We start from the raw sequence: 14,176 nt of genomic DNA, 5'->3' as shown, positions 1-14,176 counted from the left end.
TATGGTGGCTGCCATGACGCAATTATCGTTAAACGACCCCGCTCTTTCAGAACAAGGCAATGAGGATTGGCTGCGCTTCGTCGCGCTGCTGCAGAATTCGTTTGCGCAAGAACTGCATCAACCGCTGTTGCAATTGATGCTGACGCCGGACGAGCGCACCGCGCTGGGCACCCGGGTGCGGATCATTCAGGAATTGATGCGCGGCGAGATGAGCCAGCGCGAGCTGAAAAATGAACTGGGCGCGGGGATCGCCACCATCACCCGCGGTTCTAACAGCCTGAAAGCGGCTTCACCCGCGCTGAAACAGTGGCTCGAGCAGCAGCTGCTGCACGACGCGCCCTAGCAGACTCTGCGTTATTGCTGATAGATGGCGTTGTGGAACGGCACCAGCGCCAGCAGCAGCGCCTGATGATAAACGCTGGTGCGGCTCAGCCGGCCGTCGGTGAAGACGCCGATGGCGCCGCCCTGGCGCTTCACCTCGGCGTTGCCGGTGATCGTCGCCATTTCGCTGCCCAATTCGCGGCCTTCGCGAATACCTTGTAAGATGACTTCCGGCAGCATCAGGCTCGCCGAGCGGGATTCGCCGCGGATGGACGGGTTCTCGATGGTCATCCAGGCGAAGGTCATATTCTCTTCAATCCCGGCTTCCACGCCGACCCAAAAATCGGCCTCGGGCCTGACCTGGCGCGCTTCCATCACGCGTTGACGCGCACCGGTGCGCGTTTCGTGATTGCCTATCGGCTGCAGCGAAACGCCGCTGGCGACGTCGACGGGTTCAATGCGGTATTGGCCTGCGCCGAAGACGTCATCGAAGGCCAATTGAATAGCCTTGATCTTTGCCGGGTTGGTAGTTGCAGCGACAACATGGTACATAACGGGTTTGATATCCTTCTGGCCGATACGCCGGGCAGCGGCAAAAGCGCCGCCGGGCCGGGGATAAACGCAAATTTCACGCAGTATAACGGAAAACAAAAATGTTACAGGTATACCTCGTTCGCCACGGCGAAACGGAATGGAACGCGGCTCGCCGCATCCAGGGTCAGTCCGACAGCCCGTTAACCGCCATGGGGGAACACCAGGCCCGTCTGGTCGCCAGGCGCGTCAGCAAAGAAGGCATTACGCATATCATTACCAGTGACCTGGGGCGCACGCGCCGCACCGCGCAGATCATCGCCGAAGCCTGTGGCTGCGAAGTGATTGGCGATCCGCGTTTGCGTGAGCTGCACATGGGGGTTCTGGAAGAACGCCTGATCGACAGTTTGACGCCGCAGGAAGAACAGTGGCGCAAACAGATGGTCGATGGTACTCCTGACGGCCGTATCCCTCAAGGCGAATCCATGGAGGAGCTGGGCGAGCGCATGCGCGCCGCGCTGGAGAGCTGCCTGATGCTGCCGGAGGGCAGCAAGCCGCTGCTCGTCAGCCATGGCATCGCGTTGGGGTGTTTGATCAGTACGGTGCTCGGGCTGCCAGCCTATGCGGAACGCCGCCTGCGCTTGCGCAACTGCTCACTGTCGCGCGTCGATCACCAGCAGAGCCCGTGGCTGGCTTCCGGCTGGATCGTCGAAACGGCGGGCGATGTCACGCATCTGGACATGCCCGCGTTGGACGAACTGCAGCGTTAACGCCGAATCGGGATCAGGTAATCGCACTTGATCTCGGTAGGCGCCTGATGCGGACGGCGCTCGCCTTTCGGGTAGAAGCGCTCGATGTCGTGCCCTTTGCGGCGCGTCAGTTTGAGCTCCGGCAGGCAAGTGCCGTAGACCGTCAGGATAAAGTCCTGCAGGCCTCCGATGGGCCCTTCATAGCTGAACATTGCAAATTCGCCGCCCGGCAGCACCAGCGGTTGAACTTCCTGCACTTTATCAGGCACCTGATCCGGCTCCAGCGCCGTGGTGTACAGCACTTCCTGTTCGTCGTCCTTCTCCTGGCTCGGACGCGAGTGGTGCAACCCGTACAGCACCGGCGGCAAGGTTTCGACTTCGCCGAGGAACTGGCGCCAGAACTGCGAGCGCAGCTCGGTGCGCACGGTGGTGATCTGTTCCAGCGTGCAGGAATAGCTTTGGGTCAGGCCGACCAGATGCTTATCCGGCAACGAGAGGAACTCGGGCTGCGGTAGAGTGAAGGCCCCCAGACGGATCGGCGGGCAGATGCCGAATGCGTTCCAGTCTTCGGCGCGGCGGTACAGCGCCGGCGTTTGCGCAAACTGTTTCTTGAAGGCGCGCGTGAAGGTCTGCTGCGAGTCGAAGCGATATTGCAGAGCGATATCCAAAATCGGCCGGCTGGTCAGGCGCAGCGCGACGGCGGCCTTGGACAGCCTTCTTGCCCGGATGTAAGCACCGATGGCATTACCGGTAATATCTTTGAACATCCGTTGCAGGTGCCATTTGGAGTAGCCAGCCTTGGCCGCCACGTTATCCAGCGACAAGGGTTGGTCCAAATGGCTTTCCAGCCAGCTAAGCAGATCACGAATGATACCGGCTTGATCCATAGAACTTCCTCGTAAAGCTTGGGGGTAGGAACCCGAACTGTTGATTCGTCACGCTGGTGCTGCGCTATCAGACCGATCCATGAGCCATTATGGGTTGCACTCTTTGCCTCTGCTGCGCATGCCGCGCCAGAGTTGGATTGGGGTACACCGTAGTGGGCGCAAAGAAATAACGACGCCGCATCATAGCAATTTTTTTCCTCCGCGACTCTCAAAGATTTTTGTCACGCTCTGTGCTAAAACGGACGGTGCGGACCCGTAAAAACCCAATTCCGTGAGCTTAGACATAAATAATGGTGATCGCCGAGCCCATTTTCGCGGCAAGGTTATATCGGAGTTAAGTAAATGAAAAAAAGCTGGATATTTTTATTCGGTTTGGTTTGCGCAACCGTGGGAAGCGCACAGGCGGAGCAAGTGGGTTCCGTTGATACGGTGTTTAAATTGTTGGGGCCGGACCACAAAATCGTGGTCGAAGCGTTCGACGATCCGGATGTTAAAAATGTAACTTGTTATATCAGCCGCGCCAAAACCGGCGGCATCAAAGGCGGGCTGGGCCTGGCGGAAGATACCGCCGACGCGGCCATTTCCTGCCAGCAGGTCGGGCCTATCGAGCTGAGTGACAAGATCAAAAACGGCAAGGCGGAAGGCGATGTGGTGTTCCAGAAACGCACGTCGCTGGTGTTCAAGAAGTTGCAGGTGGTGCGCTTCTACGACGCCAAACGCAATTCGCTGATCTACCTGAGCTACTCCGACAAGGTGATCGACGGCTCGCCGAAGAATGCGCTGAGCGCGGTGCCGATCATGCCGTGGGCTGAGGCAAAATAAAAAAACGGGGTTCAGCATGCTGAACCCCGTTTTCATGACGGCAGGCTGGAATTACTCTTCCAGATCGCCGCAGAAGCGGTAGCCTTCGCCGTGGATGGTGGCGATGATTTCCGGCGTGTCCGGCGTCGATTCGAAGTGCTTGCGAATGCGACGGATGGTGACGTCCACGGTGCGGTCATGCGGCTTCAGCTCGCGGCCGGTCATCTTCTTCAGCAGTTCGCCGCGGGACTGGATCTTGCCCGGGTTTTCGCAGAAGTGCAGCATGGCGCGGAATTCGCTGCGCGGCAGCTTGTACTGTTCGCCGGCCGGGCTGATCAAAGAGCGGCTATTGATGTCCAGCTCCCACCCGTTGAACTTGTAGCTCTCGACCAGGCGGCGCTCTTCGCCTAGGCTGCCCAGATTCATGGTGCGCGACAGCAGGTTGCGCGCGCGGATGGTCAGCTCACGCGGGTTGAACGGTTTGGTGATGTAATCGTCGGCGCCGATTTCCAGGCCGAGGATTTTATCCACCTCGTTATCGCGGCCGGTCAGGAACATCAAGGCGACGCTGGCCTGTTCACGCAGTTCGCGCGCCAACAGCAGGCCGTTTTTGCCTGGCAGATTGATGTCCATGATGACCAGATTGATATCATTTTCAGACAGGATATTGTGCATCTCTGCACCATCATTGGCTTCATGAACAATGTAGCCTTCCGCCTCGAAAATGCTCTTCAGGGTGTTACGAGTGACTAACTCGTCTTCGACAATCAGAATGTGCGGGGTCTGCATATTTGCTACCTAAAATTGCCAACAAAATAGAAAATAGGAAGTACAGAAGTCTCTGTTTTCTTAGAGGAGGGCAGAGATAGCGCCACGTTCCCTCTCAGCAAATGACTAAAGTACGTAAACTCGTTCTTGATGCACTTTCCATCTCATGTCAACAAGATCGCTAGCCTGGTGGGGATGCCGTTCCCTACAACCCCTTGGGTGCCAAAACGGCGCATATCCTAACCCCATTAACAGCAATATAACAGCGCGTGCCGAATTCATCACCCAACAAAACTACGCTTTGTTGACATATATCAAATTCAATTGTAGCACGTTAACAGATTTGTGAAAAACACTTACAGAAATGCCAGTTTAAGTCACAGAACCTCAAATTCTGTGAACGATTCAGCATTATCCGGCCCGATAGGATACAATTATTCGCTTATTGATCATCGCGTTGTTTTAACTCATTGATAAATAAATGCAGTAAAACATAAGCATGAATAATGACTATTACGACAGGTTTATTAGCTCAACGAGCCGTTTAATCTTGTTTGTTGCTATTAACGCGTTTATTGTTACGCAATTGTAAATACATGCGGGCGCTGTGCTATCGTCAAAAACGCAGGCCCGCCTTCGGTGGAAGAGTGATGCAGCTTCATATTGTTCTAGTGGCTCCGGCGCGGCCGGAAAACGTCGGCGCGGCGGCGCGCGCGATGAAAACCATGGGTTTCGCTTCGTTGCGCATCGTCGACAGCGAGGCGCATCTGCAGCCGGCGGCGCGCTGGGTGGCGCATGGGGCCGGCGAGATCCTCGACGGCGTGCAAACGTTCGCCACGCTGGAACAGGCGCTGGCGGATGTGGATTTCACCGTCGCCACCACCGCCCGCAGTCGCGCGCGTTTTCACTACTACTGCACGCCGCCTGAGCTGCTGGAACAGCTGAGTGAGCGTAAGCAGTGGGTCGGCCAGGCCGCGCTGGTGTTCGGCCGCGAAGATTCCGGCCTGACCAACGAAGAGCTGGCGCTGGCGGATTTGCTGACCGGCGTGCCGATGCAGGCGGACTATCCGTCGCTCAACCTGGGCCAGGCGGTGATGGTGTACTGCTACCAGTTGGCGAGCCTGATGGGCGTCAACGCCGCGCCGCAGGAGGCTGCGGCGCCTGAAGGGCAACTCAGGGCGTTGCGCCGCCGCGCCGATGCCTTGTTGGATACTCTGGAGGTCGGCGATGACCAAAAATTGCGCGACTGGCTGCACCAGCGCCTCGGTGCGTTGCAACAGCGAGATACGGCAATGCTGCATACGCTGCTGCACGACATCGAAAAAAAACTCGCCAAGTGATAGCGGCTCCAGCAGGCGGTTACTCAGTGTGATCCACTATTAAACCGGCTTTAGGTTGTTTTTTTGTTCTGTCATTTTGCTTTTCACCTGTTGCATCGCGCATTACCGTCGCTGAACGGAAAATAAGCAAAAAAAAGAAATCGTTTGACTTGGGATAGCGATTGCTTTAACCAATAGAGGGGACAGAGTATTTCATGAGACAGACAGACAACATGCGCAATATCAGCCTGACTACCACAATTATTACCACCACCGATACCACAGGTAACGGGGCGGGCTGACGCGCACAGGAAACACAGAAAAAAGCCCGCACCTAATCAGTGCGGGCTTTTTTTTCGGCTTAAATTCGGAGAGATCACAAATGCGAGTGCTGAAATTTGGCGGAACCTCGGTAGCGAATGCGGAACGTTTTCTGCGCGTCGCCGACATCATGGAGAGTAACGCGCGTCAGGGACAGGTAGCCACGGTCTTGTCCGCCCCCGCAAAGATCACCAACCATCTGGTGGCGATGATCGACAAAACGGTGGCGGGCCAGGACATTCTGCCGAATATGAGCGACGCCGAGCGGATCTTTGCCGACCTGCTGAGCGGGCTGGCGCAGGCGCTGCCGGGCTTTGAATACGATCGTTTGAAAGGCGTGGTCGATCAGGAATTCGCGCAGCTCAAACAGGTGCTGCATGGCGTCTCGCTACTGGGGCAGTGCCCGGACAGCGTGAACGCGGCGATCATCTGCCGTGGCGAAAAGCTCTCCATCGCCATCATGGAAGGGGTGTTCCGCGCCAAGGGTTATCCGGTCACGGTGATCAACCCGGTGGAGAAACTGCTGGCGCAGGGCCACTACCTGGAGTCCACCGTGGACATCGCCGAGTCTACGCTGCGCATCGCCGCCGCGGCGATCCCGGCCGATCACATCGTGCTGATGGCCGGTTTCACCGCCGGTAATGACAAGGGCGAGCTGGTGGTGCTGGGCCGCAACGGCTCCGACTATTCCGCCGCGGTGCTGGCCGCCTGCCTGCGCGCCGACTGTTGCGAGATCTGGACCGACGTCGACGGCGTTTATACCTGCGATCCGCGCACCGTGCCGGACGCCAGGCTGCTGAAATCGATGTCGTACCAGGAAGCGATGGAGCTTTCCTATTTCGGCGCCAAAGTGTTACACCCCCGCACCATCACTCCGATTGCTCAGTTCCAAATCCCTTGCCTGATTAAAAACACCTCCAACCCGCAGGCCCCCGGCACGCTGATCGGCAAAGACAGCACCGATGCCGATATGCCGGTGAAGGGCATCACCAACCTGAACAACATGGCGATGATCAACGTCTCCGGCCCGGGCATGAAAGGCATGGTCGGCATGGCCGCACGGGTCTTCGCCGTGATGTCGCGCGCCGGCATTTCGGTGGTGCTGATCACCCAGTCCTCTTCCGAATACAGCATCAGCTTCTGCGTGCCGCAGGGTGAACTGCAGCGTGCTCGTCGCGCGCTGGAAGAGGAGTTCTATCTGGAGCTGAAAGACGGCGTGCTGGATCCGCTGGACGTGATGGAACGCCTGGCGATCATCTCGGTGGTCGGCGACGGCATGCGCACCCTGCGCGGCATTTCCGCACGCTTCTTCTCCGCGCTGGCGCGCGCCAACATCAATATCGTCGCCATCGCCCAAGGGTCTTCCGAACGTTCCATTTCGGTGGTGGTCAGCAATGATTCCGCCACCACCGGCGTGCGCGTCAGCCACCAGATGCTGTTCAACACCGATCAGGTGATCGAAGTGTTCGTCATCGGCGTCGGCGGCGTCGGCGGGGCGCTGATCGAGCAGATCTATCGCCAGCAGCCGTGGCTGAAGCAAAAACATATCGATCTGCGGGTGTGCGGCATCGCCAACTCGCGCGTGATGCTGACCAATGTGCACGGCATCGCGCTGGACAGCTGGCGCGACGCGCTGGCCGGCGCGCAGGAGCCGTTCAATCTCGGTCGTCTGATCCGGCTGGTGAAGGAATATCACCTGCTGAACCCGGTGATCGTCGACTGTACCTCCAGCCAGGCGGTGGCCGATCAGTACGTGGACTTCCTGGCGGACGGCTTCCATGTGGTGACGCCGAACAAAAAGGCCAACACCTCGTCGATGAACTATTATCAGCAGCTGCGCGCGGCCGCCGCCGGTTCGCACCGCAAGTTCCTGTACGACACCAACGTCGGCGCCGGTCTGCCGGTGATTGAGAACCTGCAAAACCTGCTGAACGCCGGTGATGAACTGGTACGTTTCTCCGGCATCCTGTCCGGCTCGCTGTCCTTTATCTTCGGCAAGCTGGACGAAGGGCTGTCGCTGTCGGCCGCGACCCTGCAGGCCCGGGCCAACGGTTACACCGAGCCGGATCCGCGCGACGATCTGTCCGGGATGGACGTGGCGCGCAAGCTGCTGATCCTGGCGCGCGAGGCCGGTTATAAACTGGAACTGAGCGATATCGAGGTCGAGCCGGTGCTGCCGCCGTCCTTCGACGCGTCGGGTGACGTGGACACCTTCCTGGCGCGGTTGCCGGAGCTGGATAAAGAGTTCGCGCGCAACGTGGCCAACGCCGCCGAGCAAGGCAAGGTGCTGCGCTATGTCGGCCTGATCGACGAAGGGCGCTGCAAGGTGCGCATTGAGGCGGTGGATGGCAACGATCCGTTGTATAAAGTGAAGAACGGCGAGAACGCGCTGGCCTTCTACAGCCGCTACTATCAGCCGTTGCCGCTGGTGCTGCGCGGCTACGGCGCCGGTAACGATGTGACCGCAGCGGGCGTATTCGCCGATCTGCTGCGCACACTGTCATGGAAGTTGGGAGTTTAATATGGTTAAGGTGTATGCACCGGCCTCGATCGGCAACGTCAGCGTCGGTTTCGACGTGCTGGGCGCGGCGGTTTCGCCGATCGACGGCACGCTGCTGGGCGACTGCGTCAGCGTCGAAGCCGCCGAGACGTTCAGTTTGCAGAATGCCGGGCGCTTCGTCAGCAAGCTGCCGGCCGAGCCGAAAGAGAACATCGTTTATCAATGCTGGGAGCGCTTCTGCCAGGAGATCGGCCGCGAAGTGCCGGTGGCGATGCGTTTGGAAAAGAACATGCCGATCGGATCGGGGCTGGGTTCCAGCGCCTGTTCGGTGGTCGCCGGGCTGATGGCGATGAACGAATTCTGCGATCGTCCGTTGGATAAGACGACGCTGCTCGGCCTGATGGGCGAGCTGGAAGGGCGCATTTCCGGCAGCGTGCATTACGACAACGTGGCGCCTTGCTATCTGGGCGGCCTGCAGCTGATGCTGGAAGAAGAAGGCATTATCAGCCAGGAGGTGCCGTGCTTTGACGATTGGCTGTGGGTTATGGCCTATCCGGGCATCAAAGTGTCCACCGCCGAAGCGCGCGCCATTTTACCCGCGCAATACCGTCGTCAGGATTGCATCAGCCATGGCCGCTACCTGGCCGGCTTTATTCACGCCTGCCATACCCGGCAGCCGCAGCTGGCCGCCAAATTGATGCAGGACGTGATCGCCGAACCGTACCGCACCCGGCTGCTGCCGGGCTTCGCCGAAGCGCGCAAGGCGGCGCAGGAGATCGGCGCGTTGGCCTGCGGCATCTCCGGCTCTGGCCCGACGCTGTTCGCCGTCTGCAACGACGGTGCCACCGCGCAACGCATGGCCGCCTGGCTGCAACAACACTATCTGCAAAACGACGAAGGTTTTGTTCATATTTGCCGTCTGGATACCGCAGGCGCTCGACTACTGGGATAACGCATGAAACTGTACAACCTTAAGGATCACAACGAGCAGGTCAGCTTCGCGCAGGCGATCAAACAAGGCCTGGGCAAGCAACAGGGGCTGTTCTTCCCGCTGGAGCTGCCGGAGTTCGAACTGACCGAAATCGACCACCTGCTGGCGCAGGATTTTGTCACCCGCAGCAGCCGCATTCTGTCGGCCTTTATCGGCGAAGAGGTGCCGGAAGCGGCGCTGAAGAAACGCGTGCAGGCCGCCTTTGAGTTCCCGGCGCCGGTGGCGAAAGTGACCGATGACGTCTCCTGCCTGGAGCTGTTCCACGGCCCGACGCTGGCGTTCAAAGACTTCGGCGGCCGCTTTATGGCGCAGATGCTGGCAGAAGTGGCCGGCGAGCAGCCGGTGACCATTCTGACCGCCACTTCCGGCGACACCGGCGCCGCCGTGGCGCACGCCTTCTACGGCCTGAAAAACGTGCGGGTGGTGATCCTGTATCCGCAGGGCAAAATCAGCCCGCTGCAGGAAAAGCTGTTCTGCACCCTGGGTGGCAACATTCACACCGTGGCGATCGACGGCGACTTCGATGCTTGTCAGGCGCTGGTGAAGCAGGCGTTCGACGATCAGGAATTGAAAGACGCGCTGCACCTGAACTCGGCCAACTCGATCAACATCAGCCGTTTGCTGGCGCAGATTTGCTACTACTTCGAAGCGGTGGCGCAGCTGCCGCAGGAAGCGCGCAATCAGCTGGTGATTTCGGTGCCGAGCGGCAACTTCGGCGATCTGACCGCCGGGCTGCTGGCCAAATCGCTGGGCCTGCCGGTGAAGCGCTTCATCGCCGCCACCAACGCCAACGACACCGTGCCGCGCTTCCTGACCAGCGGCCAGTGGCAGCCGCACGCTACGGTCGCGACGCTGTCCAACGCCATGGACGTCAGCCAGCCGAACAACTGGCCGCGCGTGGAAGAGCTGTTCCGTCGCAAGGTCTGGCAGTTGAAAGAGCTGGGTCACGCGGCGGTCAGCGACGAGACCACCAAAGACACGATGCGTGAGCTGGCCGAGCTGGGCTATATCTCCGAACCGCACGCGGCCATCGCCTACCGCGCGCTGCGTGACCAATTGCAGGAAGGGGAGTTCGGTCTGTTCCTCGGCACCGCGCATCCGGCCAAGTTTAAAGAGAGTGTGGAAGCGATACTCGGCCAGGAACTGCCGTTGCCGAAAGCGCTGGCGCTGCGGGCTGAGCTGCCGCTGCTGTCGCACACGCTGCCGGCCAACTTCGGCGAACTGCGCAAGTTCCTGATGGGGCTGCCTGCCTGAAGTTCGGCAGGCTAAAATGCGAAAAGCCGTCTTGCGACGGCTTTTTTTATGCCTGCTCCGGGCGTTTGAACACCAGTTCATTGCCTTGCGAGGCGGCTTCGTCGAAGGCGTAGCCTTCCAGGTTGAAGTCCGCCAGCTGCTCGCTGCGCGTCAGGCGGTTTTTGATGATAAAGCGGCTCATCAACCCGCGCGCTTTCTTGGCGTAGAAGCTGATGACCTTGAACTTGCCGTTCTTCTCGTCGAGGAACACCGGTTTGATCAGCGAGCCGTGCAGCTTGGCCGGCTTCACCGCTTTGAAATACTCGTCTGACGCCAGGTTGACCACCACGTCGTCGCCCTGTTGCTCCAGCGCTTCGTTGAGCTTTTTGGTGATCTGATCGCCCCAGAAGCTGTACAGATCTTTGCCCTTCGGGTTTTCCAGCTTGATGCCCATCTCCAGCCGGTACGGCATCATCAGATCGAGCGGGCGCAGTACGCCATACAGGCCGGACAGCATGCGCAGATGCTGCTGGGCGAAGTCGAAATCGGCTTCGTTGAAGTCCTGCGCCTGCAGGCCGGTATATACGTCGCCCTTGAACGCCAGCAGCGCCTGACGGGCGTTGTCCGGGGTAAATGTCGGTTGCCATTCGCTAAAGCGCGCGGCGTTCAGCCCGGCCAGCTTGTCGCTGATGCTCATCAGGCTGGCGATTTGCGCCGGCGTCAGCTCGCGGCAAATGTTGATAAGCTGCTTAGACTTGTTCAGCAGTTCGGGCTGCGTGAAGCGTTTTGTCGCCAGCGGGCTGTCGTAATCGAGCGTTTTTGCAGGTGAAATAATAACGAGCATGGCCAGATCCTGTTTATCCAAGTGCGCATACTGTAGCAAAAAGCGCGGGAAAAAGGGGCTATCGGTCCAATAGGCGGGGCGCGCATCGCACGCGCCCCGGAATACTCAGCGCGGCGGCTGCTTGTCGTCCCACACGCCCGGCTCCAGCTGCGATTTCAGCTCCGGGTAACGGTTGGCGTCGAAGGTCGGCAGCTTGCCCAGGCGGCGCTGGCGATGGTAGTCGTCGGCCAGCTTCAGCGCGACCCGCGACAGCAGCAAGATAGCCGTCAGGTTGGTGATCGCCATCAGCGCCATGGAGGTATCCGCCATTTTCCACACCAGCGGCAGCTCCGCCAGCGCGCCGAACATCACCATGCCCAGCGCCACGCAGCGGAAAATCAACAGGCCGCCTGGGTGGTTGTGCTCGAGGAACACCAGGTTGCTCTCGGCATAGGCGTAGTTGGCGATGATCGACGTAAAGGCGAAGAAGAAGATGGCGATGGCGACGAACGGAGTCCCCCAACTGCCGACGGCGGTCGACAGCGCGCGCTGGGTCAGATCGATGCCGCTGATGCTGTCGGTCGGCTGATCGAGAATGCCGGAAGAGAGGATGATCGCCGCGGTGGCGCTGCAGATGACGATGGTGTCGATAAATACCCCGAGCATCTGCACGTAGCCCTGTGAAGCGGGATGCGGCGGATAAGGCGAGGCGGACGCCGCCGCGTTGGGCGCCGATCCCATGCCGGCTTCATTGGAGAACAGGCCGCGCTGCACGCCCTGGGTCATCGCCTGGGAGATACCGTAACCGACGGCGCCGGCCGCGGCTTCCTGCAGGCCGAAGGCGCTTTTGAAGATCAGCGTCAGGATCGCCGGCATGTGCTCGATGTTATGGCCAATCACCCAGAGAGCCAGTAGCAGGTAGGCGCCGGCCATCAGCGGCACCACCAGCTCGGCCACTTTGGCGATGGAGCGGATGCCGCCGAAGATCACCACGCCGCTCAGCAGCACCAGGCCAATACCGACGTGCAGCGGCTGTAAATGGAAGGCGACGGCGGAGGCCTGCGCGATGGAGTTGGCCTGTACGGCGTTGAACACCAGGCCGAAAGCGATGATCAGGAAAATGGAGAACAGCACGCCCATCCAGCGCATGCCGAGTCCTTTTTCCATGTAATAGGCCGGGCCGCCGCGGTAGTTGCCGTTGTCGTCTTTGGTTTTGTAGAGCTGAGCCAGCGAGCTCTCCACAAATGACGTGGCCATGCCGATAAACGCCACCACCCACATCCAGAAGATGGCGCCGGGGCCGCCGGCGGTCAGGGCGATGGCGACGCCGGTCAGGTTGCCGGTGCCGACGCGCGCCGCCAGCGTGGTGCACAGCGCCTGGAAAGAGGAGATGCCGGCGCTGTCGCTTTTATTGCTGTTTTTCAACACCGAGAACATGTGGCTGAAGTGGCGGAGCTGGATAAAACGGGTGCGCAGCGTGAAGTAAATGCCGGTGCCGAGCAGCAGATAAATCAGCACCGACCCCCACAAAATGTTGTTTATAAAATTCATCAGGTCCGTCAAGGGATCCCTCCTCCTTATCGAAATGTCATGCGCACCTGGCAGCATCCACCGCAGGTGAGAAATATTGGCCTATTTTTTACAAGAGCTTAGCTGGAATCGGTCCGGCGTCAGGCGATTAAGATTTTTCGCAGATTAGCGGACGAATTGCATCAATTTTTTCGAATTTAACATAATTTATTCGGGCGATAGCACGTTATTGCCTTTCCATCCGCTCGGTAATGGCGAAAGATATCGGCGTAAACGGTTGCTCGCCCAAGGATAAAACAGATGCTTGCGCGCCGCGGTTTTCCAGCCTTGCGCCGGGCTTGGCGCATGTTATTATCAGGGCAGGGCATGGTTGAACAATGCCAAAAGTTCATGCACAAACGATGAGATAATGCCAACATGACCGACAAATTAACTTCCCTGCGCCAGCTGACTACAGTGGTTGCAGATACGGGTGATATCGCGGCAATGAAGCTGTATCAACCGCAGGACGCCACAACCAACCCTTCGCTGATCCTCAATGCAGCCCAAATTCCTGAATACCGCAAACTGATTGACGAAGCCATCGCCTGGGCGCGCGGCCAGAGCAGCGATCGCGAGCAGCAGATCGCCGACGCCGCCGACAAGCTGGCGGTCAACATCGGTCTGGAGATCCTCAAACTGGTTCCGGGCCGCATCTCCACCGAGGTTGACGCGCGTCTGTCTTACGACACCGTCGCCAGCGTGGCCAAGGCCAAACGCCTGATCAAGCTGTACAACGAAGCCGGCATCAGCAACGATCGCATTCTGATCAAACTGGCCTCGACCTGGCAGGGCATCCGCGCGGCGGAGCAGCTGGAGAAAGAAGGCATCAACTGTAACCTGACGCTGCTGTTCTCCTTCGCTCAGGCTCGCGCCTGCGCCGAAGCCGGCGTTTACCTGATCTCGCCGTTCGTCGGCCGTATCCTCGATTGGTACAAAGCCAACGGCGACAAGAAAGAGTTCGCGCCGCACGAAGATCCGGGCGTGATCTCCGTGACCGAAATTTACCAGTACTACAAACAACACGGTTACAACACCGTGGTGATGGGCGCCAGCTTCCGCAACGTCGGCGAAATCATCGAGCTGGCCGGCTGCGACCGCCTGACCATCGCGCCTGCGCTGCTGAAAGAGCTGGCGGAGAGCGAAGGCGCGCTGGAGCGCAAACTGTCTTATACCGGTGAAGTGAAGGCGCGTCCTGCCGCACTGACCGAACCTGAGTTCTACTGGCAGCACAACCAGGATCCGATGGCGGTCGAGAAACTGACCGACGGCATCCGCAAGTTCGCCGTAGACCAGGGCAAACTGGAAAAAATGATCGCCGACCTGCTGTAATTCCCGCAGATCGCGTAGTAAAAAGGTGGCT

Annotated in this window: 14 protein-coding genes and 1 other annotated feature; of the genes, 9 read left to right on the top strand and 5 right to left on the bottom strand. The window is 59.2% G+C overall.

Going from position 1 to position 14,176, the window contains the following annotated elements:
- Positions 1-13 precede the first annotated feature (13 nt).
- A complete protein-coding gene (gene trpR, locus ACSBQV_RS14535; RefSeq protein ID WP_016929152.1) occupies positions 14-343 on the top strand; it encodes a trp operon repressor in 330 nt (109 codons plus the stop codon).
- 11 nt (positions 344-354) lie between these two features.
- On the opposite strand, the gene yjjX is transcribed toward trpR, so the two are convergent.
- Entirely contained in the window at positions 355-873 is a 519-nt protein-coding gene (yjjX, locus tag ACSBQV_RS14530; protein ID WP_033641807.1) for an inosine/xanthosine triphosphatase, read from the bottom strand.
- Between the two features lie 101 nt (positions 874-974).
- Between yjjX and gpmB the strand changes: the two genes are divergently transcribed.
- Positions 975-1,622, top strand: a complete 648-nt coding sequence (gene gpmB, locus ACSBQV_RS14525; protein ID WP_025305227.1) for a 2,3-diphosphoglycerate-dependent phosphoglycerate mutase GpmB — start codon at positions 975-977, stop codon at positions 1,620-1,622.
- Here the strand turns inward: gpmB and robA are convergent.
- On the bottom strand, positions 1,619-2,488 hold the full coding sequence (gene robA / locus ACSBQV_RS14520; protein WP_033641808.1) for an MDR efflux pump AcrAB transcriptional activator RobA: 870 nt from the start codon (positions 2,486-2,488) through the stop codon (positions 1,619-1,621). The genes gpmB and robA overlap by 4 nt on opposite strands.
- Before the next feature lie 342 nt (positions 2,489-2,830).
- On the opposite strand from robA, the gene creA reads away from it, so the two are divergent.
- Entirely contained in the window at positions 2,831-3,310 is a 480-nt protein-coding gene (gene creA, locus ACSBQV_RS14515) for a protein CreA (protein ID WP_033641809.1), read from the top strand.
- Positions 3,311-3,361: 51 nt separating this feature from the next.
- Here the strand turns inward: creA and arcA are convergent, their stop codons facing one another.
- Positions 3,362-4,078, bottom strand: coding sequence for a two-component system response regulator ArcA (gene arcA / locus ACSBQV_RS14510; protein WP_004933003.1), 717 nt, complete (start codon positions 4,076-4,078; stop codon positions 3,362-3,364).
- Positions 4,079-4,707: 629 nt separating this feature from the next.
- Between arcA and ACSBQV_RS14505 the strand changes: the two genes are divergently transcribed.
- The 5 genes from ACSBQV_RS14505 to thrC all read left to right on the top strand — a co-directional run bounded on the left by ACSBQV_RS14505 (position 4,708) and on the right by thrC (position 10,442).
- Complete coding sequence (locus ACSBQV_RS14505) at positions 4,708-5,397, top strand: tRNA/rRNA methyltransferase (protein ID WP_099785607.1); 690 nt, start codon at positions 4,708-4,710, stop codon at positions 5,395-5,397.
- Positions 5,398-5,591: 194 nt separating this feature from the next.
- Positions 5,592-5,678: a thr operon leader peptide gene (thrL, locus tag ACSBQV_RS14500; protein ID WP_071845095.1), complete on the top strand. Its 87-nt coding sequence runs from the start codon at positions 5,592-5,594 to the stop codon at positions 5,676-5,678.
- Positions 5,617-5,734, top strand: a sequence feature (Thr leader region). Its footprint overlaps the gene before it by 62 nt.
- A gap of 24 nt (positions 5,735-5,758) precedes the next feature.
- The gene (gene thrA, locus ACSBQV_RS14495; protein WP_033641811.1) at positions 5,759-8,218 is read left to right on the top strand and encodes a bifunctional aspartate kinase/homoserine dehydrogenase I; all 2,460 of its coding nucleotides are present in this window, start codon (positions 5,759-5,761) and stop codon (positions 8,216-8,218) included.
- A 1-nt stretch (position 8,219) separates the two neighbouring features.
- Positions 8,220-9,149 carry a homoserine kinase gene (thrB, locus tag ACSBQV_RS14490; RefSeq protein WP_004932993.1) on the top strand — a complete coding sequence of 310 codons (930 nt, stop codon included), beginning with the start codon at positions 8,220-8,222 and terminating at the stop codon, positions 9,147-9,149.
- Positions 9,150-9,152: 3 nt separating this feature from the next.
- On the top strand, positions 9,153-10,442 hold the full coding sequence (gene thrC / locus ACSBQV_RS14485; protein ID WP_434991457.1) for a threonine synthase: 1,290 nt from the start codon (positions 9,153-9,155) through the stop codon (positions 10,440-10,442).
- A gap of 46 nt (positions 10,443-10,488) precedes the next feature.
- On the opposite strand, the gene yaaA is transcribed toward thrC, so the two are convergent.
- Both yaaA and ACSBQV_RS14475 read right to left on the bottom strand, forming a co-directional pair.
- Positions 10,489-11,265 (bottom strand): peroxide stress protein YaaA, encoded by a 777-nt coding sequence (gene yaaA / locus ACSBQV_RS14480; protein WP_033641813.1) that lies wholly within the window; start codon positions 11,263-11,265, stop codon positions 10,489-10,491.
- A 105-nt stretch (positions 11,266-11,370) separates the two neighbouring features.
- Positions 11,371-12,807 carry an alanine/glycine:cation symporter family protein gene (locus tag ACSBQV_RS14475; RefSeq protein ID WP_004932985.1) on the bottom strand — a complete coding sequence of 479 codons (1,437 nt, stop codon included), beginning with the start codon at positions 12,805-12,807 and terminating at the stop codon, positions 11,371-11,373.
- 384 nt (positions 12,808-13,191) lie between these two features.
- Between ACSBQV_RS14475 and tal the strand changes: the two genes are divergently transcribed.
- Positions 13,192-14,145, top strand: a complete 954-nt coding sequence (tal, locus tag ACSBQV_RS14470; protein ID WP_004932982.1) for a transaldolase — start codon at positions 13,192-13,194, stop codon at positions 14,143-14,145.
- Positions 14,146-14,176: the final 31 nt, after the last annotated feature.

Origin of the sequence: Serratia sp. B501 (assembly GCF_051172315.1) — a bacterium.
GTDB classification, from domain to species: domain Bacteria; phylum Pseudomonadota; class Gammaproteobacteria; order Enterobacterales; family Enterobacteriaceae; genus Serratia; species Serratia ureilytica.
This window is presented reverse-complemented; position numbering and strand designations above follow the sequence as displayed.

Bases quoted from the DNA above. Each gene is read 5' to 3' on its own strand.
- creA (WP_033641809.1), top strand. From the start codon at position 2,831: ATGAAAAAAAGCTGGATATTTTTATTCGGTTTGGTTTGCGCAACCGTG.
- yjjX (WP_033641807.1), bottom strand. From the start codon at position 873: ATGTACCATGTTGTCGCTGCAACTACCAACCCGGCAAAGATCAAGGCT.
- robA (WP_033641808.1), bottom strand. From the start codon at position 2,488: ATGGATCAAGCCGGTATCATTCGTGATCTGCTTAGCTGGCTGGAAAGC.
- thrC (WP_434991457.1), top strand. From the start codon at position 9,153: ATGAAACTGTACAACCTTAAGGATCACAACGAGCAGGTCAGCTTCGCG.
- thrL (WP_071845095.1), top strand. From the start codon at position 5,592: ATGAGACAGACAGACAACATGCGCAATATCAGCCTGACTACCACAATT.
- thrA (WP_033641811.1), top strand. From the start codon at position 5,759: ATGCGAGTGCTGAAATTTGGCGGAACCTCGGTAGCGAATGCGGAACGT.
- thrB (WP_004932993.1), top strand. From the start codon at position 8,220: ATGGTTAAGGTGTATGCACCGGCCTCGATCGGCAACGTCAGCGTCGGT.
- tal (WP_004932982.1), top strand. From the start codon at position 13,192: ATGACCGACAAATTAACTTCCCTGCGCCAGCTGACTACAGTGGTTGCA.
- yaaA (WP_033641813.1), bottom strand. From the start codon at position 11,265: ATGCTCGTTATTATTTCACCTGCAAAAACGCTCGATTACGACAGCCCG.
- ACSBQV_RS14505 (WP_099785607.1), top strand. From the start codon at position 4,708: ATGCAGCTTCATATTGTTCTAGTGGCTCCGGCGCGGCCGGAAAACGTC.
- arcA (WP_004933003.1), bottom strand. From the start codon at position 4,078: ATGCAGACCCCGCACATTCTGATTGTCGAAGACGAGTTAGTCACTCGT.
- gpmB (WP_025305227.1), top strand. From the start codon at position 975: ATGTTACAGGTATACCTCGTTCGCCACGGCGAAACGGAATGGAACGCG.
- trpR (WP_016929152.1), top strand. From the start codon at position 14: ATGACGCAATTATCGTTAAACGACCCCGCTCTTTCAGAACAAGGCAAT.